The organism is Rhizobacter sp. (assembly GCA_019635355.1).
Lineage (GTDB): Bacteria > Pseudomonadota > Gammaproteobacteria > Burkholderiales > Burkholderiaceae_C > Rhizobacter.
The window spans coordinates 4,523,119-4,549,702 of sequence record JAHBZQ010000001.1 but is presented as its reverse complement, the minus strand read 5'-3'; the positions used below and the strand labels follow the sequence as shown (position 1 = coordinate 4,549,702).

At 67.9% G+C, this 26,584-nt stretch carries 24 protein-coding genes; 6 read left to right on the top strand and 18 right to left on the bottom strand.

What is annotated here, in order from left to right:
• Positions 1–5: 5 nt before the first annotated feature.
• The gene (locus KF892_21165; GenBank protein MBX3627533.1) at positions 6–380 is read right to left on the bottom strand and encodes a rhodanese-like domain-containing protein; all 375 of its coding nucleotides are present in this window, start codon (positions 378–380) and stop codon (positions 6–8) included.
• A 146-nt stretch (positions 381–526) separates the two neighbouring features.
• Here KF892_21165 and gpmA point away from each other — a divergent pair, with 146 nt between their 5' ends.
• Positions 527–1,231, top strand: coding sequence for a 2,3-diphosphoglycerate-dependent phosphoglycerate mutase (gpmA, locus tag KF892_21160; protein MBX3627532.1), 705 nt, complete (start codon positions 527–529; stop codon positions 1,229–1,231).
• Between the two features lie 5 nt (positions 1,232–1,236).
• On the opposite strand, the gene KF892_21155 is transcribed toward gpmA, so the two are convergent.
• Together KF892_21155 and KF892_21150 are read right to left on the bottom strand one after the other, a co-directional pair.
• A complete protein-coding gene (locus KF892_21155) occupies positions 1,237–2,376 on the bottom strand; it encodes a phosphohydrolase (protein MBX3627531.1) in 1,140 nt (379 codons plus the stop codon).
• A gap of 95 nt (positions 2,377–2,471) precedes the next feature.
• Positions 2,472–3,860: an MATE family efflux transporter gene (locus KF892_21150; GenBank protein ID MBX3627530.1), complete on the bottom strand. Its 1,389-nt coding sequence runs from the start codon at positions 3,858–3,860 to the stop codon at positions 2,472–2,474.
• A 116-nt stretch (positions 3,861–3,976) separates the two neighbouring features.
• Here KF892_21150 and KF892_21145 point away from each other — a divergent pair, with 116 nt between their 5' ends.
• A complete protein-coding gene (locus KF892_21145; protein ID MBX3627529.1) occupies positions 3,977–4,462 on the top strand; it encodes a pilin in 486 nt (161 codons plus the stop codon).
• Positions 4,463–4,472: 10 nt separating this feature from the next.
• Here KF892_21145 and KF892_21140 read toward each other — a convergent pair whose 3' ends face one another.
• Genes KF892_21140 through KF892_21115 form a run of 6 tightly spaced genes read right to left on the bottom strand, consistent with a single transcriptional unit; the run spans position 4,473 to position 9,018 of the window.
• A complete protein-coding gene (locus tag KF892_21140; GenBank protein MBX3627528.1) occupies positions 4,473–5,231 on the bottom strand; it encodes a 1-acyl-sn-glycerol-3-phosphate acyltransferase in 759 nt (252 codons plus the stop codon).
• A gap of 16 nt (positions 5,232–5,247) precedes the next feature.
• Positions 5,248–6,543, bottom strand: a complete 1,296-nt coding sequence (locus KF892_21135; GenBank protein MBX3627527.1) for a dihydroorotase — start codon at positions 6,541–6,543, stop codon at positions 5,248–5,250.
• Between the two features lie 18 nt (positions 6,544–6,561).
• Complete coding sequence (locus KF892_21130; protein MBX3627526.1) at positions 6,562–7,518, bottom strand: aspartate carbamoyltransferase catalytic subunit; 957 nt, start codon at positions 7,516–7,518, stop codon at positions 6,562–6,564.
• Positions 7,515–8,024: a bifunctional pyr operon transcriptional regulator/uracil phosphoribosyltransferase PyrR gene (gene pyrR / locus KF892_21125; GenBank protein ID MBX3627525.1), complete on the bottom strand. Its 510-nt coding sequence runs from the start codon at positions 8,022–8,024 to the stop codon at positions 7,515–7,517. Before pyrR ends, KF892_21130 begins: the two co-directional genes overlap by 4 nt.
• Positions 8,021–8,431, bottom strand: a complete 411-nt coding sequence (gene ruvX / locus KF892_21120) for a Holliday junction resolvase RuvX (protein MBX3627524.1) — start codon at positions 8,429–8,431, stop codon at positions 8,021–8,023. Before ruvX ends, pyrR begins: the two co-directional genes overlap by 4 nt.
• Entirely contained in the window at positions 8,428–9,018 is a 591-nt protein-coding gene (locus KF892_21115; protein ID MBX3627523.1) for a YqgE/AlgH family protein, read from the bottom strand. Before KF892_21115 ends, ruvX begins: the two co-directional genes overlap by 4 nt.
• 35 nt (positions 9,019–9,053) lie before the next feature.
• Here KF892_21115 and KF892_21110 point away from each other — a divergent pair, with 35 nt between their 5' ends.
• The gene (locus tag KF892_21110) at positions 9,054–10,520 is read left to right on the top strand and encodes a deoxyribodipyrimidine photo-lyase (GenBank protein MBX3627522.1); all 1,467 of its coding nucleotides are present in this window, start codon (positions 9,054–9,056) and stop codon (positions 10,518–10,520) included.
• Here KF892_21110 and KF892_21105 read toward each other — a convergent pair.
• The 7 genes from KF892_21105 to KF892_21075 all read right to left on the bottom strand — a co-directional run bounded on the left by KF892_21105 (position 10,517) and on the right by KF892_21075 (position 21,881).
• Entirely contained in the window at positions 10,517–11,545 is a 1,029-nt protein-coding gene (locus KF892_21105; protein MBX3627521.1) for a GGDEF domain-containing protein, read from the bottom strand. The two genes, KF892_21110 and KF892_21105, sit on opposite strands and share 4 nt — an antisense overlap.
• Before the next feature lie 29 nt (positions 11,546–11,574).
• Entirely contained in the window at positions 11,575–17,850 is a 6,276-nt protein-coding gene (locus KF892_21100) for an Hpt domain-containing protein (GenBank protein MBX3627520.1), read from the bottom strand.
• A 76-nt stretch (positions 17,851–17,926) separates the two neighbouring features.
• The gene (locus tag KF892_21095; GenBank protein ID MBX3627519.1) at positions 17,927–20,242 is read right to left on the bottom strand and encodes a type IV pili methyl-accepting chemotaxis transducer N-terminal domain-containing protein; all 2,316 of its coding nucleotides are present in this window, start codon (positions 20,240–20,242) and stop codon (positions 17,927–17,929) included.
• 61 nt (positions 20,243–20,303) lie between these two features.
• Complete coding sequence (locus tag KF892_21090; protein MBX3627518.1) at positions 20,304–20,822, bottom strand: chemotaxis protein CheW; 519 nt, start codon at positions 20,820–20,822, stop codon at positions 20,304–20,306.
• A gap of 35 nt (positions 20,823–20,857) precedes the next feature.
• The gene (locus KF892_21085) at positions 20,858–21,223 is read right to left on the bottom strand and encodes a response regulator (protein ID MBX3627517.1); all 366 of its coding nucleotides are present in this window, start codon (positions 21,221–21,223) and stop codon (positions 20,858–20,860) included.
• A 52-nt stretch (positions 21,224–21,275) separates the two neighbouring features.
• On the bottom strand, positions 21,276–21,641 hold the full coding sequence (locus KF892_21080) for a response regulator (GenBank protein MBX3627516.1): 366 nt from the start codon (positions 21,639–21,641) through the stop codon (positions 21,276–21,278).
• An 87-nt stretch (positions 21,642–21,728) separates the two neighbouring features.
• Positions 21,729–21,881, bottom strand: a complete 153-nt coding sequence (locus KF892_21075; GenBank protein ID MBX3627515.1) for a rubredoxin — start codon at positions 21,879–21,881, stop codon at positions 21,729–21,731.
• Between the two features lie 252 nt (positions 21,882–22,133).
• Here KF892_21075 and KF892_21070 point away from each other — a divergent pair, with 252 nt between their 5' ends.
• Both KF892_21070 and hemL read left to right on the top strand, forming a co-directional pair.
• Complete coding sequence (locus KF892_21070; protein ID MBX3627514.1) at positions 22,134–22,994, top strand: bifunctional hydroxymethylpyrimidine kinase/phosphomethylpyrimidine kinase; 861 nt, start codon at positions 22,134–22,136, stop codon at positions 22,992–22,994.
• Positions 22,984–24,273 (top strand): glutamate-1-semialdehyde 2,1-aminomutase, encoded by a 1,290-nt coding sequence (gene hemL / locus KF892_21065; protein ID MBX3627513.1) that lies wholly within the window; start codon positions 22,984–22,986, stop codon positions 24,271–24,273. Before KF892_21070 ends, hemL begins: the two co-directional genes overlap by 11 nt.
• Positions 24,274–24,279: 6 nt before the next feature.
• On the opposite strand, the gene KF892_21060 is transcribed toward hemL, so the two are convergent.
• Complete coding sequence (locus KF892_21060; GenBank protein ID MBX3627512.1) at positions 24,280–24,747, bottom strand: hypothetical protein; 468 nt, start codon at positions 24,745–24,747, stop codon at positions 24,280–24,282.
• Positions 24,748–24,762: 15 nt separating this feature from the next.
• Positions 24,763–25,179 carry a hypothetical protein gene (locus KF892_21055; protein ID MBX3627511.1) on the bottom strand — a complete coding sequence of 139 codons (417 nt, stop codon included), beginning with the start codon at positions 25,177–25,179 and terminating at the stop codon, positions 24,763–24,765.
• 49 nt (positions 25,180–25,228) lie between these two features.
• Between KF892_21055 and mpl the strand changes: the two genes are divergently transcribed.
• Complete coding sequence (mpl, locus tag KF892_21050; protein MBX3627510.1) at positions 25,229–26,581, top strand: UDP-N-acetylmuramate:L-alanyl-gamma-D-glutamyl-meso-diaminopimelate ligase; 1,353 nt, start codon at positions 25,229–25,231, stop codon at positions 26,579–26,581.
• The last annotated feature ends 3 nt before the right edge of the window (positions 26,582–26,584 follow it).

Genomic DNA, 26,584 nt, shown 5'->3' with positions numbered 1-26,584 from the left:
TGTCGTCAGGCGGATTTCTCGACCGGCAGGTTGGCCTCGCGCCATGCGCGCAGGCCCCCGGCGAGTGGCCGGGCCTTCTCGAAACCCAGCTTGCGCAAGATACCCGCTGCGCGCGAGGCGCGTGCGCCGCTCGGGCACACCACCACCACCGGCAAGGCCTTGTTCTTCGGCAGGTCGGTGCTCGTTTCCAGGCTGCCGAAGGGGATGTTCTTCGAGCCGCCGGCATGGCCGGCCGCGAACTCGGCAGGCTCGCTCACGTCGACCAGCACGGCACGCTCGCGGTTGATGAGCTGCACCGCTTCGGCGGCGGTCACGGCGCCGTTGCCACCGCCACCTCGCAAGCGCGGCCAGACCAGCAGGCCGCCGGAGACGATCGCCATCGCGATCAGGAGCAGGTTTTCGGGGTTGGTGAAGAAGTTCACGGGGTGTGTGCGGGCCGAAGGCCCGGCTGGGGAAGGCAAACGCGAATTATAGAATTCGACCCTTTGCCGACCGGCCCCACTTCTTCATCCCCTCTGCTCGCGCCATGTACAAACTCGTGCTCATCCGCCACGGCGAATCGACCTGGAACCTGGAAAACCGCTTCACCGGATGGGTCGACGTGGACCTCACCCCCACGGGCGTGGCGCAGGCACAGCAAGCCGGCCGCACGCTGAAGGCCCACGGCTACGACTTCGACGTGGCCTACACCTCGGTGCTCAAGCGCGCCATCTGGACGCTCTGGCACACGCTCGACCAGATGGACCGCACCTGGCTGCCGGTGGTGCACCAGTGGCGCCTCAACGAGCGCCACTACGGCGGCCTGCAAGGCCTCAACAAGGCCGAGACCGCCAAGCAATATGGCGACGAGCAGGTGCTGATCTGGCGCCGCAGCTACGACACGCCGCCGCCGCCGCTGGCCGCCGACGCGCCGCTGAGCCAGCGCAACGACATCCGCTACGCCAAGCTCAAGCCGGAAGACATCCCGCTGACCGAGTGCCTGAAGGACACCGTGGCCCGCGTGCTGCCGGCGTGGAACGACACCATCGCACCGGCCATCAAGTCGGGCAAGCGCGTGGTGATCGCGGCGCATGGCAACAGCATCCGCGCGCTCGTGAAGTACCTGAGCAACATCGGCGACGATGAGATCGTGGGCGTCAACATCCCCAACGGCACGCCGCTCGTGTACGAGCTCGACGCCGACCTCAAGCCGATCAAGCCGTACTACTACCTCGAAGAGAAGAAGGCCTGACCGGCTCAGCCGGGCAGGCCGTAGAGCCGCTCCGGCGGCACGCGGTCGAGCAGCGACTTGTCGGCCACGAAGCCGACGATGGCGTGCTCGGGGCGGCTGGTGTCGCGGCGCACGATGTTGAGCACCGGCACGCCGGTGCGGTCGGTGATGCTCGCGGCCATCGGCGTGCTGGCACTCGCGGTACGGCGGATCACCACCGCCAGCTCGCCGGTCTTGAGCTTCACCAGCTCGCCCGGCGGGTAGATGCCGAACTCCTTGATGATCGCCATCGCCATCGGCCCGCCGCCGTCGGTCTTGAAGAGGTCTCGGGCGGCCTCTTGCGCATGCAGCGGCTTGCGGATCGCCTTGGGGCTGATCTTGGCCATGAAGTTGTCGGCGTATTTCAGGGCCTTGGCCATCTCGCTCATCTCGGTGAGCCCGCGCGGATAGCCTTTGCCGTCGGTCCATTCGTGGTGCTGTTCCACTGCGGTGAGCCACTCTTCATCGGTGACGCCGGCTTCGCGCAGCATGCGGGCGCTCTCCAGCGGGTGCTCGTGCAGCACCACGCGTTGCTCGGCCAGCATGGGCACGCCCTGCGCGGCGAGCCGGCCCTGCAGCTCGAAGACCGACATGTTCATCGTCAGCGCCGCCTTCACGAGCGTGAGGCAACGCTCGCGCGGCCAGCCCATGCGCTGCGCCATCAGGAAGCAGATCATCCCGGTGTAGACGGCGTGGCTCAGGCCGTAGATCGAGAGCTTGCGGGTGTCTTGCCGCACGGCGAGGAAGATGCCCACGTCGGCGTCTTTCTCGGTGAGCAGGACCAAGTGCTGGGCCAGCTCGTCGATGCGGGCGGCGAAATGCGCCGGGTCGTCGGCCAGGCCCTTGACGATGCGCTCCAGGCGCCAGCGCAGTTGGTCCCACAGGCCGAAGACGCTGGTCGGGCGGGTTTCAGGCTCAGGAGCGCGGCCACCGTTTTGCGCGGCGAGCACGGCCTTGGCTTCGTCGGACTCGACCATCGCGCCATGCGCAAGCAAGGCGCCGAGCTGCTCGTCGTTTTCGACGATGGCGCCCTTGGCGAGCAGGAGGTGCCCCTCGGCATCTCGCACCTCCAGCGGAGAGGGCACGCCGAACTGCACCAGATGTCGATCCATCTTGACCCAGGCCATGACGAACCTCCGCAGCTTCAATGGCCCAATGTAAGCCGAGCCCGGCGGGGTGCACAGTGCAAAAGGAGCGTTTTTCTGCCTATTTTTTCAGCAGATCAACCGAGCAGGCGATGGCGTGTCCATGCCGTGCCGCGCATGCGCTTGCGGAAGAGGATGTTGCGCACGATCCAGTCGGCAAACATGCCCAGCCACACGCCGATCACGCCCAGCCCGCACACGATGCCGAGCAGGTAGCCCGCGCCGATGCGCAGCCCCCACATGGTGGAGCTGCCGACCACCAGGCCGTAGCGGGTGTCGCCGGCTCCGCGCAGGCCGGCCGGCAGCACCCACGAGCCCGCCCAGGCCGGCATGAAGACGCAGCTGAGCGCGATCAGCCAGGCGGCCTGCGCCGTCACCTCGGCGTTGTTGCCGAAGAGCCCGGCCAGCCACCACGAGAACGGCAGCACGATGGCCGCCATCGTCGACAGCGACCAGTTGGCGCTGCGGATCACCCGCCGCAGCACGAGTTGCGCTGCCTTCACCCGCCCGGCCCCGAGGCGCATGCCCACGAGGGTGGTGGCCGCCACGCCGAGCGCCGTGCCCGGGGTGTTGACGAAGTTGCTGACGTAGAACGCGATGAAGTTCGCCGCCATCGCGGTGGTGCCCAGGCCCACCACGATGGTCTGCGTGACGATCTTGCCGAGGTGGAAGAACGACGATTCGAGCGCCGCCGGCCAACCCACCTTGAGGATGGATTGCATGAAGGCCTTGCGCACCGGCCAGCCGCCCGCGTGCTCCACCCCTTGCCGCAGCGTGGGCCACAGCGCCAGCAGCACGAGCGCCACACCACCACAGCGCGCCAGCAGCAGCGCCGCGCCGGCGCCGTTGACGCTACCGTCCGCGCCGCGCATGAAGATGGCCGCCATGACGATCTGCGACACCGCCATCACCACTTGCACCCGCATGGCGGTGTCGGTGCGCGCCATGCCGCGCAGCACGCCGCAGCTGGTGAGCACGATCGAGGTGGCCATGCCGGCCACGATCACCCAGCGGAAGTAGCGGTCGGCCTGCACCTTCACCGCCTCTTCGGCGCCGGGTAGGACCATCGCGATCCAGAGGCCGCGGGTGTTCCACAGCAGCAGCGCCACCAGCACACCGGCACACAGCGCGAGCGCCAGGGCGCTGAAGGCCACGGAACGCAGGTCGTCGCGCCGGCCGGCGCCCACGCAATGCGCCACCGTCACCGTGGCACCGATGGCCAGGCCGCCGTAGATCGCGATCAGCAGGAAGTTGAGCGCGTCCATCATGCCGATGGCCGCCACGGAGGCCGGACCCAGGTGGCTGGCCATCGCCATCACCACCGTGCCGGTGAGCACCAGCGCAAACTCCTGCAGCAGCACCGGCCCGGCCAGCGACCACACCCCGCGCGGCCGCGCAAAGCGGCGCCGCACCTGGAAGCGGATCCAGCGCCAACGGTGGCTGGTGGAAATGGAGGAGAGGCTCAAAGGGCTGACACGACCTGTGCACAAGCACCATAGCGCCGCACCGATGACAGCGCTGTCACCTGGGGGATGCGAACCGTGCGGAACGCCCCGCGAGCTGTGACACACTGCACGCCGCCATGAAAACCTCTGCCTGCCGCCGCGGCTTCACGCTCATCGAGGTCCTGGTCGTGATGGCCATCCTCGCCATCCTGGCCCTGATGGCCGTCCCCAGTCTGCAGGGCAAGTACATCCGCGAGAACATCGCCGAAGGCGTGACGCTCGCCAAGCTGGCCAAGGACCACGTGGCCGCCGTGTGGGCCACCACCAAGGCCCTGCCGGCCGACAACGCCGAAGCGGGCCTGCCCGCACCCGAGAAGATCGTCAACAACGTGGTCAAGTCGATCACCGTCGAAGGCGGCGCCATCCACATCGTGTTCGGCAACCGGGCCAACGGCGCCCTGCAAGGCAAGACCCTCACGCTGCGCCCCGCCGTGGTGGAAGACGCGCCTGTGGTGCCCGTGGCCTGGGTCTGCGCCTTCGCCAAGGCGCCCGATCAGATGAAGCCCTTCGGTGCCAACCGCACCGACATCGAGCGCCAGCATCTCCCGGTGAATTGCCTCTAGCCGAGGGCGTTCAGTGCCCGGCCTCGAGCGCCGACACCTCGATCCCCAGCGCAGCGCCGATCTGGCCACGCACCCTTGACGCCAGTTCCCGGCGGTCCTGTTCAGCCGACGCCACCGTGGCCAGCTGGGTGACCCGCACCCGCAGGCCGCGCGCCGTGGCCACCTTCCACAGCGACTCGGCGAGCGTCGAGTTGCCGACCCACACCACCGCCTGGCTGGGCGAGCCGTCGTCGTCGGCATAGCGCAGCGCGATGGGCTGCAGCAGGGCATCGGTCGAGATCGCCGCCTGCATCAGGTTGGCGTGGAAGGGCAGCAGCGTGCTGCCGTCGCCGGTGGTGCCTTCGGGAAACATCGCGATGGTGTCGCCCTGCTTCAGCGCCGCGGCGATCTGGTGCACCACGCGCAGCGCATCGCGCTTGCGCTCGCGCTCGATGAAGAGCGTGCCGCCGCTGCCGACCATCCAGCCCAGCACCGGCCAGTGCTTCACGTCGGCCTTGGAGACGAAGCGCGCCGGGTGGACGGCGTTGATGGCCAGGATGTCGAGCCAGGAGATGTGGTTGGCGACCAGCAAGGCCGGGCCGTCATGCGAGCGGCCTTCGCTTTCGATCGCAACGCCCAGCGCGCGTGCCACCCGGCCGCACCAGCGACCGGTCTGCTGCAGGCGCTTCGCCGGGGTGATGAACGGGAAGATGAACGCGCAGCGCAGCAGACCCGCGACGATCAGCCAGCCCACGCAGGCCAGCCGCCACAACGCGATGAGGCTGCGCACGCTGCTCGAATCCGTTTCAGGCTGCTTCGTGGGCGACGTTGCCGGCCACGAGCGTGTACTTCACGGTGCCCGGCACTTCGTAGCCCGCGAACGGCGAGTGCTTGCCCTGGCTCTTGAGCGCCTGCGGCCGCACCGTCCAGTGGGTGGTCGGGTCGAAGATGCAGACGTCGGCCACGCCGCCTTCCACGAGGCGCCCCGCACTCGACGCCAGCGAGCCCAAAGCCTCGCCCAGCACGCGCACCGGCTCGCAGGTCACCTTGGCGAGCGACTGCGCCAGCCCGAGCTTGTGTTCGGTGCCCCACTTGAGCGCGAGGCTCAAGAGCAGCTCCAGCCCGGTCGCCCCCGGTTCGGCTTCTGCGAAGGGCAGGTTCTTCGCGTCTTCGTCGACCGGCGTGTGGTCGCTGACGAGCGCGTCGATGGTCCCGTCGGCCAGACCGGCACGGATCGCATCGCGGTCGCGCTGCTGGCGCAGCGGCGGCGTGAGGCGCATGGCGGCGTTGAAGTAGCCGATGTCGACGTCGATGAGGTGCAGGTGGTTCACGCTCACGTCACAAGTGACCGGCAGGCCCTCGGCCTTCGCGGTGCGCACGAGCGCGATGCCGGCCGCGCTGCTCAGGCGGCACAGGTGCACCCGTGCGCCCGTCACGCGCATCAGCTCGAAGATGGTGTGCAGCGCGATGGTCTCGGCGATCACCGGCACGCCCGACAGGCCCAGGCGCGTGGCCAGCGGGCCGCTGGCGGCCACGCCCTTGCCGAGGTAGGCGTCTTGCGGGCGCAGCCACACGCAGTAGCCGAAGGTCGACGCGTATTGCAGCGCGCGCTGCAGCACCATGGTGTCGGCGAGCGCCACGTCGGCCTGCGAGAAACCCACGCAGCCGGCTTCGGTCAGCTCGGCCATTTCGGTCAGCACCTCGCCGGCCAGGCCGCGGGTGAGTGCGCCCAGCGGGTAGAGGTGCGACTGGTTGAGGTTGCGCGCGCGGAACTTGAGCATCTCGACGAGACCCGGCTCGTCGAGCGCGGGGTCGGTGTCGGGCGGGCAGACGAGGCTCGTCACGCCCCCGGCCACCGCGGCGGCCATCTCCGACTCGAGCATGCCTTCGTGCTCGTGGCCCGGCTCGCGCAGGCGTGCGGCGAGGTCGACCAGACCCGGCACCACGATGAGCCCCTGCGCATCGATCGTGCGCGAGGGCTTGAAGTCGGGGTTCACCTTCCCGAGGGTCACGATGCGGCCGGCGGCGATGGCCACGTCGGCCACTTCATCGCGGCCGGAAGCCGGGTCGATCAACCGTCCGTTCTTGATCAGCAGTTTCATGAGGGTCTCTGGCTCCGGTCAGGCGTTGTTGCCGGCGATGGTCGACATCACCGCCATGCGCACCGCAATGCCGAACGTGACCTGCGGCAGGATCACGCTCTGCTTGCCATCGGCCACCGACGAGTCGATCTCCACGCCGCGGTTGATCGGCCCCGGGTGCATCACGATCGCATCGGGCTTGGCGTGGGCCAGCTTCTCAAGCGTGAGGCCGTAGTTCTTGAAGAACTCGCCGGCGCTCGGCAGCATGGCGCCGCTCATGCGCTCGTTCTGCAGGCGCAACATGATGATCACGTCGGCGCCGCGGATCCCCTCGATCATGTCGTGGCACACGCGCACGCCCATCTCCTTCAGGTCGCCGGGCACCAGCGTCTTCGGGCCGACGGCTCGGATGTCGGGCACGCCCAGCGTGGCGAGTGCCGTGATGTCGGAGCGGGCCACGCGCGAATGCACGATGTCGCCGACGATGGCCACGCTCAGGTTCGTGAAGTCGTGCTTGAAGTGGCGGATGGTGTACATGTCGAGCAGGCCCTGCGTCGGGTGCGCATGCCGGCCGTCGCCCGCGTTGACCACGTGCACGTGCGGCGCGCAGTGCTGGGCGATGAGGTACGGCGCCCCGCTCTCGCTGTGGCGCACCACGAACATGTCGGCGTGCATGGCCGAGAGGTTGGCGATGGTGTCGAGCAGGCTCTCGCCCTTGGCGGCGCTCGACTTCGCGATGTCGAGGTTGATCACGTCGGCGCTCAGGCGCTTGGCCGCGATCTCGAAGGTGGTGCGGGTGCGCGTGCTGTTCTCGAAGAAGAGGTTGAACACGCTCTTGCCGCGCAGGAGCGGCACCTTCTTCACCTCGCGGTCGTTCACGCTCAGGAAGGTCCCAGCCGTGTCGAGGATGTGGTGGATCACCGCGCGCGGCAGGCCCTCGATGGAGAGCAGGTGGATCAGCTCGCCGTGCTTGTTGAGTTGGGGGTTTCGTGTCACGAACCCTCTCCTTTTTCTTGGATGTCGAAACTGAAGCGGCCATCGTCGCCACGCGCGAGGCGCAGGCGGGACGCCTTGGGCAGGGTGATGCGTGCAGCCGCATAGGCCGGCTGGATCGGCAGCTCGCGCCCGCCGCGGTCGACCAGCACCGCGAGCGTCACGCTCCCAGGGCGGCCGAAGTCGAAGAGTTCGTTGATCACGGCGCGCGTGGTGCGGCCGGTGTAGAGCACGTCGTCGACCAGCACGATGTGCGAGCCTTCGATCTCGAAGGGCAGCTTCGTGGGGTCGGCGGACGACATGCCGCGCGAGGAGAAGTCGTCGCGGTGCAGCGCGCTCGAAATCACGCCGTGCTCGCCGGCGAGCTTCAGGTCACGCTGCAGGCGCTCGGCCAGCCACGCGCCGCCCGACCAGATGCCGACCAGCACGGATTCAGGTCGCAGCAAGCTGCGCACGCCACTCAGCAGGTCGGTGTACAGCGCTTCAGCGTCGAGGTGCAGCGTGCTCATGGCAATGCTTTCAAGAATTGCTCCAGGATGATCGCGGCCGAGGCCGCATCGACGTCAGACGCGCCATGTGAATGGGCTTCGGTGGTCGTGTAGCGCTCGTCCACCTCGTGCACCGGCAACCCGAAGCGGCCGTGCAGCTGGCGGGCGAATCGCTGTGCGCGGGCCGTATTGTCGTGCGGGGCGCCGTCGGGGTGATAGGGCACGCCCACCACCAGGGCTTCGGGCTGCCACTCTTTGATGAGCACACCCAGCGCGGCAAAACGCGCGTCGCCTTCGGCGGCGATGGTTTTCAGGGGCGTGGCCGTGCGCGTGAGGGTGTTGCCGCTGGCCACACCCACGCGCTTGGTTCCGAAATCGAATGCGAGGAAGGAGCGAGGGGAATTGGGCGGCAGAGCCGACAGGCTCATGCGTGCCCCGCCTCTTGGCTCAGCATGCGCGGATCGATGCCCAAGAGCGACAGCGCCTTGTCGTAGCGCTGCTCGACCGGCGTGTCGAAGATGATGCCGGGCTCGGCGCTGACGGTGATCCAGCCATTGCGGCCGATCTCTTCTTCGAGCTGGCCGGCGCTCCAGCCGCTGTAGCCGAGCGTGACCAGGATCTTCTTCGGGCCGGCGCCGTGGGAGAGCGCTTCCAGCACGTCCTTGCTGGTGGTCATCTCCAGTCCGCCGGGGATCTGCAGCGAGGAGTTGTAGTGCCCGCCTTCGCCACCCTCCCCGCTGCCCAGCCGCTCGTGCAGCACGAAGCCGCGTTCGGTCTGCACCGGGCCGCCGAAATACACCGGCTCGTCGGCGAGGTCGGCCCGGTCGAGCGTGAGCTCGACCTTCTCGAAGAGGTTCTTGAGCTTGATGTCGATGGGCTTGTTGATGACCAGGCCCAACGCGCCCTTGTCGGTGTGCTCGCACATGTAGACCACCGCGCCCGCAAAGGTCTCGTCGGCCATGCCGGGCATGGCGATGAGGAACTGGTTGGTGAGGTCGATGGACGAGCCGGGCATGGGCGCGATTTTATTCCTGCGGCACACTCGCGCCGATGGAAAAGGTCTTGGACACCGCCCTCGTCTGGTTTCGCCGCGACTTGCGCAGCAGCGACCATGCCGCGCTCTTCCACGCGCTCAAAGCCGCCCGCAAGGTGTGGTGCGTGTTCGTCTTCGACACCGCCATCCTCGACCCGCTGCCCCGCGCGGATCGGCGGGTGGAGTTCATCCGCGACAGCCTGCAGGGGCTCGACGAGGCCTTGCGGCAATGGCAGCCGCACGGTGGCCTGATCGTGCGCCACGGCCTGGCGGTGGACGAGTTGCCCCGCCTCGCCGACCGGCTGCGCGTGCAGGCGGTGTACGCCAACCACGACGACGAGCCCGCCGCCCTGGCCCGCGATGCACGCGTGCGCGGTGCGCTCGCCGACCTCGGCATCTCGCTGCACACCAGCAAGGACCACGTGGTCTTCGAGCGCCAGGAAGTCCTCACCGGCAGCGGCTCGCCCTACAGCGTGTTCACCCCGTACAAGAACGCATGGCTCAAGAAGGTCGAGCCCTTTTACGTGAGCGCCTACCCCGTCGAAAGATATGCCGACAGCCTGGCACTACTGCCCGAGGGCATCGAGGCCGGCGTGCCCTCGCTCCGGCAGATCGGCTTCGAGCCGACCAACCTGCACGAGATGAAGCTGGGCGTGGGCGAGACCGGCGCGCAGGCGATGCTGGCCGACTTCCTGCCGCGCATGGACCGCTACGACACCACGCGCGACTTCCCTGCTGTGAAAGGGCCGAGCTACCTGTCGACGCACCTGCGCTTCGGCACCGTGTCGATCCGCCAGCTGGCGCGTGAAGCGGCAAGCCGCATGCACCACGGCTCGCGCGGCGCGGCGGTGTGGCTCTCGGAGCTGATCTGGCGCGACTTCTACCACCAGGTGCTGCACCACCACCCGCACGTCGTCGGCGCGAGCTTCAAGCCCGAGTACGACGCCATCAAGTGGGAGCACGGCAAGCACGCCGATGCCCTCTTCACCGCCTGGTGCGAAGGCCGCACCGGCTACCCGCTGGTCGACGCCGCGATGGCGCAGATCAACCAGACCGGCTACATGCACAACCGCCTGCGCATGGTGGTGGCGAGCTTCCTGGTGAAGGACCTCGGCATCGACTGGCGCTGGGGCGAGCGCTACTTTGCCGAGAAGCTCATCGACTTCGACCTCGCCGCCAACAACGGCGGCTGGCAATGGGCGGCGTCGACCGGCTGCGATGCGCAGCCCTACTTCCGCATCTTCAACCCGGTGAGCCAGAGCGAGAAGTTCGACGCCGAGGGCAAGTTCATCCGGCGCTACCTGCCGACGCTTGCGAAGCTCTCGGACAAGGCGATCCATGCGCCGTGGCTGACGAGGCCCATCGAGCTGGCAGAAGCGGGTGTGCGGCTGGGTGACCACTACCCCGAGCCCATCGTGATGCACGACGAGGCGCGTGCGAAGACGCTGGAACGCTATGCAGTGGTGAAAGCGAAGAGCCGCTAGAACAGCTCGACGTCGCCGATCTTGGATTCGTCTTCCAAGTCGCCGCGCGCCACCAACTCAGCGTGGCTCTGCACCTGGTTGCGGCCGTGGCTCTTGGCGAAATACACCGCCTTGTCGGCACGCTCGAACGCGGCGCTCGGCGTGTCGCCGGGCTTCACTTCGGTGAAGCCGATGCTGATGGTGATCTGCCCCACCTGCGGGAAGGGGTAACTCGCCGTGTTGCTGCGCATGCGCTCCAGCGCGAGCGCCGCATCCTGCTCGTTGGCGCAGCGCATCAGCACCACGAACTCCTCGCCACCGAAGCGATAGAGCCGGTCGTGGAAACGGAAGCTGCTGCGCATCAGGCGCGACAGCAGCAGCAGCACTTCGTCGCCGATCAGGTGACCGTAGTTGTCGTTGACCGACTTGAAATGGTCGATGTCGATCACGCCCAGCCAATGGCGGTGGCTCGCGGTCGGGAGCCGCCGGCCGTCCGCGGCCATCGGGATGCCGGTGGACTCGTTCGTCGCCTTGAGGAAGCTCTCGTCGAAGGTCTTGCGGTTGAGCAGGCCGGTGAGCGTGTCGCGCTCGCTGTAGTCGAGCAGCGCCTGGAAGTTGCGGTAGATGCGCAGGATGCTGCCCACCAGCCGGCGAGACTCGTCGGAGAGCGGGTCGAGCGTCTCGATCTCCATCACGCCCACGACTTCGCGGTCGGTGCTGACGGGGAAGAGGCTCAGGGAATGTCGGCCCGGCACGGTGACCACCGTGGCCTGGCCCTTCATCGCCTGCAGGCGCTCGGGGTAGAGCGCCAGGGGCGGCAAGCTTTCGACGTCGGCCCAGGCGGGGTCGGCGGTCGCCACGGCGTCGTTTTCGCCGAGGCGGGCACGGGTGATCCAGCGCTCGTTGCCGGCATCGCCCACCGCGCGGTAGATGGTCACCACCCGAGGACGCAGCAGGTCGCGCAAGGCGCCCACCAGCGTCACATCGAGGATGTCGCGGTCACGAAAGCCGGTGAGCTCTGCGAGGTGGTCGACCAGTTCCGACATGGCGACTTGAGAGACTCACCGGAGCCGGCTCACACCGGCGCAGGCATGGCCGTGTAGCGGCCGATCAGGGCGAGCAGGTCTTCTTCCGAATACGGCTTGCCGAGGTAGTGGTCGACGCCCAGCTCCGCGGCGTAGTCGCGGTGCTTCTGCGCGATGCGCGAGGTGATCATGATTACCGGCAACGCGCGCAGGCGGGTGTCGCCGCGGATGTTGCGCACGAGGTCGAAGCCGTCCATGCGCGGCATTTCGATGTCGCTCAGCACCACCTGCGGCAGCTCGTCGGCCAGGCATTCGAGGGCTTCGATGCCGTCCTTCGCGAGCGTCACGCGGTAGCCTTCGCGCACCAGCAAGCGCTGCGTCACGCGGCGCACGGTGAGCGAGTCGTCGACCACCAGCACGAGCGGTGCGGCTTGTGCGGCAGCCTCTTCCACCGTCGGGGCGACGGGCTGGTTCGGCGAGCGCAGCGCGGCGACCGTCGCGGCACGTGCGCTTTCGCCGTACAGCGTGGCGAGCGCCACCGGGTTGTAGATCAGCGCCACCGCGCCCGAGGCCAGCAGCGTCATGCCGGCAAGACCCGGCAGGCGCGACAACTGCGGCCCGAGGTTCTTCACCACCACTTCCTGCGTGCCCAGCACTTCGTCGACGTGCAGTGCGATGCGCTGCTGTGCCGAGCGCACCACCACCACCGGGCGGGTGCGGCCCACCGGCTCCTGGCTGAGCGCGCTTTCCTGCAGCAACGAGCCGAACCAGAAGAAGAGCAGCGAACGCTCGCCGAGGGTGTAGCTACCGCTCGCGTAGGCTTCTTCAAGCTCCTTGGCGCTGGCACGACGCACGATCTCGATCAGCGTGGCCGGCAGGGCCACGACGGTGGAGCCGCTGCGCACCATCACCACCTGCGTCACGGCGGTGGTCAACGGCAGCACCAGCTTGAAGCTCGTGCCTTGGCCCGCGGCGGTGGCCGTCTCGATGCGGCCGCCCATCGCGTTCACTTCGGAGCGCACCACGTCCATGCCGACGCCGCGGCCGGCGAGTTCGGTCACCGTCTCGGCGGTCGAGAAGCCCGGCGTGAAGATCAGGTTGGCGAGGTCGCCAGCGCTGTGCTCTTCGCCCGGGTTGAGCAGGCCCATCGCCACACCCTTGTCGCGGATGCGGGCGAGGTTGAGGCCGGCGCCGTCGTCACGGAACTCCACCGCCACTTCGTTGCCTTCCTGGTGAAGGGCCACGACGATGTTGCCGGTCGCGTCCTTGCCGGCGGCAGCGCGCGCCTCAGGCGATTCGATGCCGTGCGTCACGCAGTTGCGCAGCAGGTGCTCGAAGGCGGGCGTCATGCGGTCCAGCACGCCTCGGTCGATTTCGATCGAGCCGCCGACGATGTCGAGACGCACCTGCTTGCCGGTTTCCTTGGCGGCCTGGCGCACCACGCGGTAGAGACGGTCGGACGACGATTCGAACTCCACCATACGAGTGCGGAGCAGGTCGTCTTGCAGGTCGCGCGTCAGGCGGGCCTGCGAAGCCAGCTCGTCTTCGGTCGTTTCCAGCGTGCGGGTCAGCGTGCGCTGCACCGTGGCCACGTCGTTCACCGACTCGGCCATCATGCGGGTCAGTTCCTGGAAGCGGGTGAAGCGGTCGGACTCGAGTGGGTCGAAGGTTTCGTGCGCGGCCTTGGCGGCTTCCTGGCGCGAGATCATCTGCGTCTCGGCCTGGAACTCGATGTCGCGCAGCTGAACGCGCAGGCGCTCCAGGTTGTCGGTCAGGTCGTTGAGCGAGCCGCGCATGTTGCCGACTTCCGACTCGATCCGCGAACGCGTGATGGAGACCTCACCGGCCTGGTTCACGAGACGTTCGAGCAGCGGGCCGCGCACACGCACGGCCGCGTTGGACGCAGCCACGTTGCGGTCGCCGGTGGGGGTGGCCGTCGCGTCGGTTTCGGCGGCGCCGAAGAAACGCGACCAGTCCACATCGCGTGCCGGTGCGGCCGCTTCGGCAGCAGGCGCGGCGCGGGGGGTCACTGGCGCTGGTGCCGCGGCGACGGGTGCCACCACAGGCGCCGGCGCCACCGGCTCGACAGCCTGCACCGGCGTTTCGATCACGGCCACGGGGGGCAACACGGCGGGTGCCACCACCGGCTGCACCAGCGGGGCGACGACGGGCGCGGCGACCGGCTCGTCGGACAAGGCCGCATGCAGCGAGTCTTCGGCTTCGGCGTAGGCCTGCGCATCGCGCGAGCGCAGCGCTTCGAAGACGGTCGACAGCGCGTCGGAGCGGGCATGCAGCGACTCGACGTCGGCCGGCGTGACGGCGCTTTGTGCCAGCAGGTGCTCGATGGCCGTTTCCAGCCGGTGCGCCATTTCGCCAAGGCGCATGGCGCCCGCGAGGCGAGCACCGCCCTTGAGCGTGTGCAGCGTGCGCATGCAGGCAGCGGCCGGGCCGTTGTCGGTCGGGCGGCGGGCCCATTCGCGCAGCTTGCTGTCGAGCTGCGGCAGCAGTTCTTCGGCTTCTTCTTCGAAGATCGGGAAGAGTTCGGCGTCGACCGCGTCGACGGCGTCGATGTCGTCTTCGCCGTCGAGCGCGTCGGCACGCACCGGCGCCGCACGGGCGGTGTCTTCCACCGGCAGCGGCGCCAGCGTCTTGAACTCGGCCTGTCCGAGCGAGCCGACGTTGGTGTCGAGGCCACCGAAGCTGCTGTCGACGTGGGCGACGAGCGCATCGTCACCATGCTCCAGCGGCACAGGGCGCGACGAGCGCGGCGCGGGCGGCGGCTCGGCAGGTTCTTGCAGCAGCACCGGCGGCGCTTCCACCGGAGCCACGGGTTCCACGATCTCCGCCGCGTTGGCCGCTTCGAGGCGGCGTGCGGAGCTGATCTCATGATCGGCCAGACGCTGCAGCAGCTCCGGCGCCACGGGCTTCAGGAAGCCAGCGGCGAACTGGTGCAGCAGGCGACGGACTTCTTCCGACGCGTCCACGAAGAGGCGTGCCTCCTCGGGTGTGCCCGAGCCGATGGCCTGCGAGCGCATGAGGGCGTGTTCGACCAGGCGCGCGAGGTGCGACAGGTCGGCAAACCCCACCGTGGCGGAGTTGCCCGCCAGCGAGTGCGCGAGCGCGATCGGCACTTCGCCCACCGGGCGGTGCAGCTCCATCGCCCACTCGGCCACTTCGGTGGTGAGGCGGCGCGACAGCTCGTCGGCTTCGTTCAGGTAGATGTTGAAGAGCGGAATGCTGATGCGCAGGTCGCCCACGACCTTCACCTGGTCGTCGTCGGACGGCGCCGCAGCCGGCTCTTCGACCGGCGCAGGCTCACGTGTCTCGGCGACGGTCACTTCCGGCAGGCTCACCACCGGCACGGTGACTTCGGGCAGCGCCACTTCGGGCGCAGCTTCCGGGGCGAACGACGCGGGAGCATCGGCCGCGAACAGCTTGTCGTCCAGCTCCAACTCGATCATTTCGACCGACTCGGCAGCCGGCAAGGGCTCGGCGGCCGGTGCGGGCTCGATGACGGTCTGCTCGTCGAAGCTGTCCGGCAGCTCCAGCGAGCGAAGCTCAATGCCAGGCGCCGGAGTCGCGGCCTCAGCGGCCGCGAGGGGTTTTGGGTCGTCGAACGATCCCAGGTCGAGGTCGAACGACACCTCGGGCAGCGCCGGGGCGGCCACGGGTGCTGCGGCCGGCACCGGGGCCGGTGCTGCCTTGAGTTCGAGGTCGTTCGCGCTCGGCAGGTCGGCGGGGAACGAGAGCGACACCATCTCCAGGTCGTTGGCGGGCGAGGCCGCCACGGCCGGGATCGGCTCACCACGGCTCAGCGCATCGGCAGCCGCCTTGACCGGCGCCGACGTGAAGCCTGCGGGCTGCTGGCGTGCGATGGCTTCGACCCAGTCGGCGAAGTAGTCGAGCGTGTTGCCGGTGAAGCCCAAGAGGCTCGGGTCCGCCGCCTTCTGCTCGGCCAGCCAGCTGTTGTAGACCTGCTCGCAGGCCCAGCCGGCTTCGCCGAATTCCTTCAGGCCCACCATGCGCGAGCTGCCCTTCAGCGTGTGGAAGGCGCGGCGCACGGTCGTGAGCTGCTCGATGTTGGCGGGCGAATGCTCCAGCGCACCGAGTGCGGTGCGTGCGGTGTCGATGACCTCGCGCGCTTCCTCGAGGAAGATCTCGCGCATCTCGGGGTCGTCGCCGAGATCGGTCGCCATGCTGGTGGGCGTGGGCGACAGGGGCGGCGGAGGCGGAGCCTTCGCGATGATGACGGGAGCTTCGTCGAGCGGAATCGGGCCGCTGGCGGTGTGCACGAAATCGGCCAGCTTGTCGGACAGCTCTTCGCGCACCGCCGCCACTTCCTCGGGGCTGGCGGCGTGCTCGATGGCTTCCTTGGCTTCTTCGACGGTGGCCAGCAGCTCAGGCTGGTCAGCCGCCTTGGCTTCCTGCGACAGGTGATCCAGGTCGCGCGCCACTTCGTCGAGCGGCACACGGTCGCTCACGGCGGCAAAGGCCAGCGACTGGGCCTGCTCGATGAGGCGCGGCTCCACCGGCGCGGCGGCCGGCACGACGAGGTTGGTGGCTTGGCGCGCCGCGGCGCTGCGGCCCATCAGCGGGCTCAGAGTGCCGGCTTGCGCGTCGAACACGAACAGCGACTTGGCCACCTGCGGCTGCACGCTGAGCATGTCGATCAGGAAGCCGAGAGCGCCGAGGTTGCTCGCCAGGCGATCGAAGGTGCCCGACTGCACGACCTGCTGCGGGTCGACTTCGGTGGCGAGCAGGCCATCGACGTCGTCGCGCATGCGCAGCACCGCATGTGCGGCCTGGTCCATGCCGAGCACCGACAGCACGCCACGCATCGACGACAGCAGCGACGGCACCGGCGCGAGCGCCGGGCGATCGGCCGGGTTGCGGAAGAACTGGTCGATGTGCTTTTCAGCTTCCGACAGGGAGGCGCGCAGTTCCTGCACCACGCTGCCCATGGTCTGGCGGTCGGAGACGCGGCGGTACAGCTCCTCCATCCACGCTTCGAGCGGGTCGGGGGTGTGGCCGGCGCGGACCGAGGCGATGCGCTGGGCCAGGCGGCTCACACGCTTGCCTTCGTCGGGGTTGTCGAAGTCGCCATCTTCCAGCGAGGCTTCGAGGTAGAGCACGCTGGTGGCGACTTCCATCGCGAGCGGCGGCTGCGGCGCGGCGCCCGACTGCTGGGTCTGGGCAATGGCGTTCGACAACTCGTCGGCGAGCTGCTCGCCGTTGGGGTACAGGCGCTTGAGCGAATCACCGACCAGCGAGAACTGCTCGGAGAGGCCGCCCATGCGGTGCATTTCGCCACCCGCCACGCCCGACCACGCATCCTTGGCGCTCGAGACACGCTTGCGCGCCTGCGCGATCAGCGCCGGGTCGAAACGGCCGAGCCGGTTGACTTCGTAGTCGGCCGGCACGTGCTGCGCAAGGCCGTAGGCCTGGCGCGCCGCGGCCAGGCGCGGGGCCTTGCGGCCATCGCCGGGCGAGGCGCTCTGGGCGCAGAAGAAGAGCATGTCTTGCGACAGGCGCTCCGACACGTCGGCACCGCCACGCTCGAAGGCGCGCAGCTGGGCCAGCAGGCGCGAGGCCACGCGCTTGCTGTAGAGGTCAGGCTTCAAGAGGCCGGTGGCCTGGCTTTCGAAGAAGGCCGCGGCCAGCTTCCACTGCGTGGCGGCCGGCAGGTTGGTGGCGCCCAGGCCCAGGCCGGCACACAGGTCACTCAGCGCGCTGGCGGCCTTGGGGTTGTTGCCGCGCAGGAGCGGCAGCAGTTGTTTCTCGAAGTCATCGTGCGCCTGCTGGTCGAGCGCACGAGGCGCGGCGCTCGTGTCCTTGCCCAGGTCGAGCCAGCGCCAGTCGTGGCTCCACAGGTCGGCGGGGTGGATGCGCTCGGCACCGGCCAGCGCCTGCACCGCCTGGTAGCGCGGGAAGAGCGCGAGCGAGGAGACGGGCTTGCCCGACAGCATGCGCTGCAGGTAGTCGAGCAGCGCGAACGAGGCCAGCTCGATGGCATCGACATCGGCTTCGGTGATCTTCTCGGGCTTGGCGACGAAGCGCTGCACCGCGGCTTCGCTGGCGCGCAGCACCACGGCCACCGAGGGCAGGCCGACGAGTTCGAGGGCGCCGACGCCCTGGTGGATCTGCTGGCGTGCGGTGCGCAGCACGGCAGGGTCGACCGCGTCGACGTCGGAGCCGCTCATCGACTCCGATTCCTTGACGAACCGACGCAGGGCCTTGTGGGCGTTGTCGAGGGAGCGCCGAAGCTCCTCGTGCACCCACGCCAAGGCACTCAGGTCGTCGGTCATCTCGCTCATGGTCTCGCTCATCGTCGCGTGGCTTTCCGTCGTGCCTAGTGTCGAGTCGGGTGCCGCGGCTTGCACCACGGCGCTGTCTTCGTTGCGATCAGCTGATCTTGAACCGTGCCACCGACTGCTTCAGTTCTTCAGCAGTACGGGACAACTCACGCACCATCTGGGCGGTGGAGCGGGTACCTTCACCGGTCTGCTCCGTCACCGCGAAGATGTGCTGGATGTTGGCAGCCACCACGTTCGCAGATTCGGCTTCCCGAGACGCCTGTGAGGAAATCTGCTGAATCAGCTCGGCGAGCTGGCGTGACACGCGGTCGATGTCGCCCAGTGCGTTACCGGCCGCGTCGGACAGTCGGGTACCTTCCACCACACCCTGCGTGGAACGTTCCATGGCGCCCACCGCGTCTTGGGTGTCGGTCTGAATGGTCTTCACCAGGGCCGCGATCTGGCGGGTTGCGTCGCCGGAGCGTTCTGCGAGTCGCTGCACTTCTTCCGCCACCACCGAGAAGCCTCGGCCGGCTTCACCGGCGGACGCTGCCTGAATGGCGGCGTTCAGTGCCAGCACGTTCGTCTGTTCCGTAATGTCGGAAATCAGTTCGGTGATTTCACCGATCTCCTGCGACGACTCGCCGAGTCGCTTGATCCGCTTGGAGGTTTCCTGGATCTGGTCGCGGATGGAGTTCATACCGCCGATCGTGTTTTGCACCGCGGTCAGACCGGTTTCGGCAGCTTGCAGCGACTGGCGCGCCACCTGGGCGGTCTGCTGGGCTTGTGCCGACACTTCGTTGATTCGGTTTGCCATCTGGAGCACCGACTCGCCGGTTTCGCGAATCTCGCGCAGCTGTTCGTCGGAAGCGGCCAGCAGTTCGGTCGACGTGGCTTCCACCTGCTGCGTCGTTTCGGTCACCCGGCCCACCGTGCCCTGCACCTGCGACACCAGGGTTCGAAGTTCTTCCACCGTGTAGTTCACCGAGTCCGCGATAGCGCCGGTGATGTCCTCGGTCACGGTGGCTTGCTGGGTCAAGTCACCTTCAGCAACCGTCTGCAGTTCGTTCATCAATCGCAGAATGGCGGCCTGGTTGGCGTCGTTCACGCGCTTGGCTTCCTGCTCCTGGCGTTCGGCTTCCATCTGCTGCGCCTTCGCGACCTGGGCTCGTTGCGCCTGATCGTTCACGTACAAGCGCACCAAGCCGTAACCGCCGATGGCAATCATTGCGGCGAAGAGGCCGATCACCACCACGGCGATGGCGCTGAAGCCGGTCACGACGCCGAGGCGGTCCTGCACGGTTTCCAGGCCCTTACGCAGCGGTTCGCTGTCTTGAATGATCGAGGCCTGCGCTTCACGCGCCGAGACCAGACCCTGCAGGTTGCCCAGAATCGAGCCGGCTTCCGCACGGGTCTCTTCGTATTGCTTCAGCAGGGCCTGCAGGCGCTCCTTGGTCTGCGGGTCTTTCGTGCCCGGCAGGCGCAGCTCCTGGTTGCCGTTGAGCAGGCCGTCGGCGATTTCACGGAAGGAGTTCAAGTCCTTGCCCAGCAGGAACACGGCTTCCGGCGACACGCCTTCCATGGTCAGGAATTCGTTGGCCGACTTGCCGATGCGCTGCGTCAACATCACGAGCTGGCCGACGGCCGACAGCTCGGCCGGCGAGGCTTCCTGCTGCAGCTTGAGCGACGACACCGTTTCGGCGATTTCCAGCAGGTCGGACGACTGGCGGTTGATGGTGCGAAGCGCCTTGCCCACCTGCGTCAGGATCTTCTGCTGACCCATCACGGTGTTGGCGTTCTTTTCGGCGCGGTCGACCAGCGGCACCATCGGCGCGAGCGCTTCCTGCACCGACGACGGCGCGGCATCGAGGCCGCCTTCGCCCTTGGCCAGGCCACGCACGCTCTTGGCCAGCACTTCGGTCGACTCCTTCACCTCGGGGAAGGCCGCCGCCGAGCCGATCAGTGCCTGCGACACCGACTTCGCAAGACGCTGCGACTGCATCAGCGCCTGGCCAGACGCGGCCACCTGCGCTGAGCCCTTGGCCGCGGAGTTGAACGAGTACAGCGTCATGCCGACCAGGCCCAGCAGACCGACCGCCACCAGGCCCAGCAGCACACGCTGCTGCGTCGCGACGGGCTGCTTGCCGATGATCGGCAGGCCCGTGGCGTTGGCCTCCTCGCCCATGCCGGCGGGCAGGCGGGTCTCGGAGAAGTCGGCGATCTCGGACGGGGCCGCTTCGGTGATGATGGACGAGTCCATGTGGGCCGTGCGGGTGGGCGCCTCGGTGGCGGTGGCCGTGCTGGCACCGTCCATCGACGACCGATCCAGTGTCATGACGTCATCGAGAGGAATGACCGGGTTGTCATCCAACGCGTTGGAATCGCGGCCCTTGCCAAAGCTTTTGATCTTGTCCAGGAAGCTCATATGTTCCTCGTTCCGTCGTGTCTCAAAGTGACTGTCAGAAGGTCGAAGCGCCCAACACGCTTCAGCCCGCGATTCTCAAAAATGCCGACTCGTTCGCCAGCGCCGCGAGGTTCAGCTCGCGCCACAGGCGGTTGTTCTCGTCTCGGTACGGTTTGCCCACGAACGCCGGCTTGGCCTGGCCGTCGTCGGCCTCGGGCTTGAGCTGCTCCATGCTGCGCAGGCCGGAGAGCCGGTCCACCATCAGCGCGGAGTTGATGTTCAGGTCGTTGTTGAAGGCGACAAACCAGGACTGGTCGCGCGCGGCCTCGTTGCCGCGGATGCCCAGGAAGCCTGCCAGGTCGACCACGCCGTGCAGCTTGCCGCGCAGGTTGGCCACACCGAGGAACCAGCGGCTGGTGTAGGGCACGGGCACCGCCGGCGCGAACGGGAAGATTTCGCCCGCCTCCTGCAGCGGGAACAGGAACCCGTGGCCCGCACACTCCACGGCCAGCCAGGATCTCCCGCGCTCTTGCGACTGAGCCGCCTTCAACCTTTCGGCGAGGCGGCTTTGCAGTTCGCGTAGTGCTTCCTTATTGGCCATTCACACCTGCCTGCATGACGTGGGGTTGGGGAGACTCAGTCGAACGCCTTGATCTTGGCCACCAGCTCGTCGGCGTCGACGGGCTTCACGATGTAGTCGCGTGCACCCTGGCGCATGCCCCAGACCTTGTCGGTCTCCTGGTTCTTGCTCGTGCACATGATCACCGGCACGTCGGTGAAGCGCGGGTCGCGTGTGATGGCGCGGGTGAGCTGGAAGCCGTTCTGGCCGGGCATCACCACGTCCATCAGGATGAGGTCGGGCTTGTCTTCGCCGAGGCGGCGCATCGCGTCTTCGCCGTCTTCAGCGGTGCGCACCGAGTAGCCGCGCTTCGTCAGCAGCTCGGAGAGGAAATGCAACTCGGTCTTCGAGTCGTCCACCAACAGAATTTTCTTGATCGCCATGCTCGCTACTCCATCTCGGCCGGCGCCCTGATGCGCCCGCCATCACTCATGCTCATTCGGACCTGCGGTGCTGCTCTACCGCCTGCAGCAGCTGGTCTTTCGTGAAGGGTTTGGTCAGGTAGGCCTCGGAGCCCACCATGCGGCCGCGGGCCTTGTCGAACAGGCCGTCCTTGGACGACAGCATGATCACCGGCACCGCTGAAAACTTGGGGTTGCGCTTGATGATGGCGCAGGTCTGGTAGCCATCGAGCCGCGGCATCAGGATGTCGCAGAAGACGAGATCGGGCGCGTGGTCGTTCACCTTGGACAGGGCATCGAAACCATCCTCAGCCAGCAGGACCTGATAGCCACCCTGCTTCAGGAAAATCTCTGCGCTGCGGCGGATGGTGTTGCTGTCGTCGATGACCAGCACCTTCATGCCAGCAGGGGCGTCATTGCTCACCGGGTTGTCTCCTCAACGGCTTCGGGTCGACACTGTCAGATCATCCCAACGCGGTCCGGAACCTCAGATCTGGACCATCTCGAAATCTTCCTTGCGGGCGCCACACTCCGGACACGTCCAGTTCATGGGCACTGACTCCCAGGGGGTTCCTGGGGCAATCCCGTGATCAGGATCTCCAGCCGCTTCGTCGTAGATCCAACCGCAAATCAGACACATCCAAGTACGTGTCGCGCTGGCGTCTTTGCTCACGTTAGTTCTTAATCGCTCACTACAATGAAAATTGATTGTAGCCACGCAAAATGCCAAAAAGGCGTTAGTTTGTGGGCACATACGCCACATTCCTCACATATTTCTAGAAGTGCTGGCATACCCTGAATTCCGGATGAACGCCCCATGACGACGAACGACGCGACCGCCGCGGACACCAGCACCGACAACCCCCACGACGCGCCCGCACCGGCCTGTGTGATGAGCTTCAACGCCAGCGACCCCAGCGGGGCCGGAGGCTTGGCGGGTGACGTCGTCACCATCGCCGCCATGGGCGCCCATGCACTGCCGGTGGTGACCGCAGTCGTTTTGCGGGATACAGCCGAAGTGTTCGATCACACAGCACTCGACCCCGACGTCCTGGTCGAGCAGGCGCGCAGCATCCTGGAAGACGTGACCATCGCCGCCTGGAAGGTGGGCTTCCTCGGCACGGCCGAAAGCGTGAGCGCGGTGGCCGAAGTGCTGTCCGACTACCCCGAGGTGCCCCTCGTCGCCTACATGCCCAACCTGTCGTGGGTGGACGAAGACGCGCAGGTCGCCTACCTCGACGCCTTTCGCGAGCTGGTGCTGCCGCAGACCGAAGTGCTGGTGGGCAGCCACCAGACGCTGACCGACTTCCTCCTGCCCGAGTGGAGCGGCGACCGCCCGGCCTCGCCGCGCGAGCTGGCCGTGGCCGCGTCGCAGCATGGCGCCCGCTTCGTGCTGGTGACGAGCGTGCCGCTGCCCGACCAGTTCCTCGACAACGTGCTCGCCTCGCCCCAGGGCGCGATCACCGGCGAGAAGTTCGAGCGCTTCGAAGTGAGCTTCGTCGGCGCGGGGGACACCCTCTCCGCCGCCCTCGCCGCCCTGCTGGCCTCTGGCAGCGAGTTGCACGCCGCGGTCGGTGAATCGCTCGCCTTCCTCGACCAGGCGCTCGACGCCGGCTTCCGCCCCGGCATGGGCAACGTGATCCCCGACCGCTTCTTCTGGGCGCTGCCGCCCGCCGAAGAAGGCGCCGACGGCGCAGCCCCCGAGGGCGACGAAGGTGACCAGGCCCCGAAGGACCCGCGCCATGTCCACTAACGCGCAGCTCTTCGAACGCGCCCAGCGCGTCATCCCGGGCGGCGTCAATTCGCCGGTGCGCGCCTTCCGCGCCGTGGGCGGCACGCCGCGCTTCATCAGCCGTGCCCAGGGCGCCTACATCTTCGACGCCGAAGGCAAGCGCTACATCGACTACATCGGCTCCTGGGGCCCGATGATCCTCGGCCACAGCCACCCCGAGGTGCTCGAGGCCGTGCAGAAGGCGGCGCTCGAAGGTTTCTCCTTCGGCGCGCCGACCGAGCGCGAAATCGAGCTGGCCGAAGAGATCCTGAAGCTCGTGCCGAGCATGGAGCAGGTGCGGCTCGTGAGCTCCGGCACCGAAGCGGCGATGAGCGCCATCCGCCTCGCCCGCGGCGCCACCGGCCGGCACAAGCTGATCAAGTTCGAAGGCTGCTACCACGGGCATGCCGACGCGCTGCTGGTCAAGGCCGGCTCGGGCTTGGCCACCTTCGGCAACCCGACGAGTGCCGGCGTGCCGCCCGAGGTGGTGCAGCACACGCTGGTGCTCGAATACAACAACGTCGCCGAACTCGAACAAGCCTTCGATTTGCATGGCGCCGACCTCGCCTGCGTGATGATCGAGCCGATCGCCGGCAACATGAACTTCGTGCGCGCGAGCGTGCCCTTCATGACCCGCCTGCGCGAGCTGTGCACGAAGCATGGCACGCTGCTGGTGTTCGACGAGGTGATGACCGGCTTCCGCGTGGCCCTCGGCAGCGCCCAGAGCCTCTACGCGAAGGCCATCCCCGGCTTCGCGCCCGACATGAGCGTCTTCGGCAAGGTCATCGGTGGCGGCATGCCGCTCGCGGCCTTCGGCGGCAAGCGCGCGGTGATGGAAAAGCTCGCGCCTCTGGGCCCGGTCTACCAGGCCGGCACGCTCTCGGGCAACCCGGTCGCGACCGCCTGCGGCCTCGCCACGCTCAAACAGATCCAGAAGCCTGGCTTCTTCGACGCACTCTCGGCCAGCACGCGCACGCTGGTCAATGGCTTGAACGCCGCCGCGAAAGCAGCTGGCGTGCCCTTCGTCGTCGACAGCGAAGGCGGTATGTTCGGCTTCTTCTTCGGCGCCACCCTGCCGCAGAACTACCCGGCCGTGATGGCGACCGACAAGGAGCGCTTCAACCGCTTCTTCCACGCCATGCTCGACCGTGGTGTGTACCTGGCGCCCGCGCTCTACGAAGCCGGCTTCGTGAGTTCGGCGCACAGCGCCGCCGACATCGCGGCCACCGTCGAGGCGGCCCGCGAAGCCCTCAAGGCCTGACGCCGTTCAGGCCGGCGACGACCGCAAGGCGTAGGCCTTGCCGTCGACGAAGAGGTACTCCACCCGCGCGATGGCTTCGCCCTTCTCACCCGGGAAGGTGTAGGCCACCACCGAGAGCGGCGTGCCGGGTTTGATCTCGGCCACCTGCCAGGCCTGCATGCGCGACAAGGGCGCCAGTTCCAGCTCCCAGCGCTTGTCGCGCCGCGTGGGCAGGACCGTCTTCGCGAGGATGGCCGCTGCGTCGACCGCGGCCGACTGCGGGGGAACCGGCCGCTTCGCGAGATCGGACGGCAGCGTCAGCGGCGACGCCAACTCCAACTCCACTTCAGCATGCGGGTTGCGCCACGCCACCTTGGCCGCCTTGCCTTCGAGATAGATCGGCCGCTCGGCATCGAAGTTGCTCCACCCGTGATGGGCCCACACCGGCATGACGCAGACACCGGCGCCGGCCACCAGGATCAGACGTCGTTGCATGGAGGTCTCCACATGTCAGACATAGGCGATGAACCGGCCGCAGGCTACGACAAGCAGCCAAAGCCCCATCGACAGCGCGGTCTGCACGCGGGCCACGAGGTCGAGCTTGTCGAGCCCGCCGCGCAGATGAAACGCCGCGGCGTTCGCCCCTGCCACGATCACCAGCGCCGCCTTCAGCCACAGCGCGCGGTTCGCCTGCAGCTCGGCCCATTGACTGGCCAGCATCACCGTGCCCGTCACGGCGGCCAGCGCGAAGCCGGCGAGCGCCGCACCCAACGCGAGCCTCGCGAGTGGCCGCACCGCCAGGCTCGGTTGTGCGCCCCACACCCGCATCTCGAACAGCACCAGGTTGCCCAGCAGCAGCGCCACGCCGATGAGGTGCAGCGTCTCCAGCGCGGGGTACGCCCAGGGGTGGGTGGCGATCCAGTTCATGCCCGGGGATTGTGAGGTCGACGTGACCCCGACTCCTAGAATCGCGCCCATGCACATTCACATCCTCGGCATCTGCGGCACCTTCATGGGCGGACTCGCCGCCCTCGCGCGCGAAGCCGGCCACACCGTCACCGGCTGCGATGCCGGCGTGTACCCCCCGATGAGCGACCAGCTGCGCGCGCTCGGCATCGAACTCATCGAAGGCTACGGCGCCGACCAGCTCAAGCTCAACCCCGACCTCTACGTGATCGGCAATGTGGTCTCGCGCGGCAACCCGCTCGTCGAAGCCATCCTCGATGCCGGCGCGCGCTACACGAGCGGCCCGCAATGGCTGTCGGACAACGTGCTGCAGGGCCGCCACGTGCTGGCCGTGGCCGGCACGCACGGCAAGACCACCACCACCTCGATGCTCGCGTGGATGCTGGAGAAGGCCGGCCTCGAACCCGGTTTCCTCGTCGGTGGCGTGCCGCAGAACTTCGGCGTCTCAGCGCGACTCGGCACAGGCAAGACCTTCGTCATCGAAGCCGACGAATACGACACCGCCTTCTTCGACAAGCGCAGCAAGTTCGTGCACTACCGGCCGCGCACCGCCATCCTCAACAACCTCGAGTACGACCACGCCGACATCTTCCCCGACGTGGCCGCCATCGAGACCCAGTTCCACCACCTCGTGCGCACCGTGCCGCCCTCGGGCCGGCTCGTCGTCAACGCGCGCGAAGAGTCGCTGCAGCGTGTGCTGGAGCGGGGATGCTGGAGCGAGGTAGTGCGCTTCGGCACTCGCAAGGAAACGCCGGGCGCGCTGCGTGCTCGCGGTGAGCCGCACGCCTTCGACGTGCTGCGCGGCAGCCTGAAGATCGCGCGTGTCGACTGGCAGCTGCTCGGCGAGCACAACCAGCTCAACGCGCTGGCCGCCATCGCCGCCGCCGAACACGTGGGCGTGTCACCCGAAGTGGCGGGCGCTGCGCTCGCCAGCTTCGAGAACGTGCGCCGCCGCCTCGAGCTTCGCGGGGAAGCTGGCGGCGTGAAGGTCTACGACGACTTCGCCCACCACCCGACAGCCATCCGCACCACCATCAATGGCCTGCGCCGCAAGGTGGGCGTGGACCGCATCCTCGCCGTCTTCGAGCCGCGCTCGAACACCATGAAACTCGGTGCGATGAAGGCGCAGCTGCCTTGGGCGCTGGAAGAGGCCGACCTCTCCTTCTGCCACCAGGCCAACCTCGGCTGGGACGCACGCGAAGCCCTCGCGCCGATGGGCGACAAGGCCATCGTGGCCGACACCATCGACGCGCTCGTCACCGCCGTGCGGCGTGCCGCGAAGCCCGGCGACCACGTGCTGTGCATGAGCAACGGCGGCTTCGGCGGCATCCACCAGAAACTGCTGACCGCGCTCGCGTCCTGACGA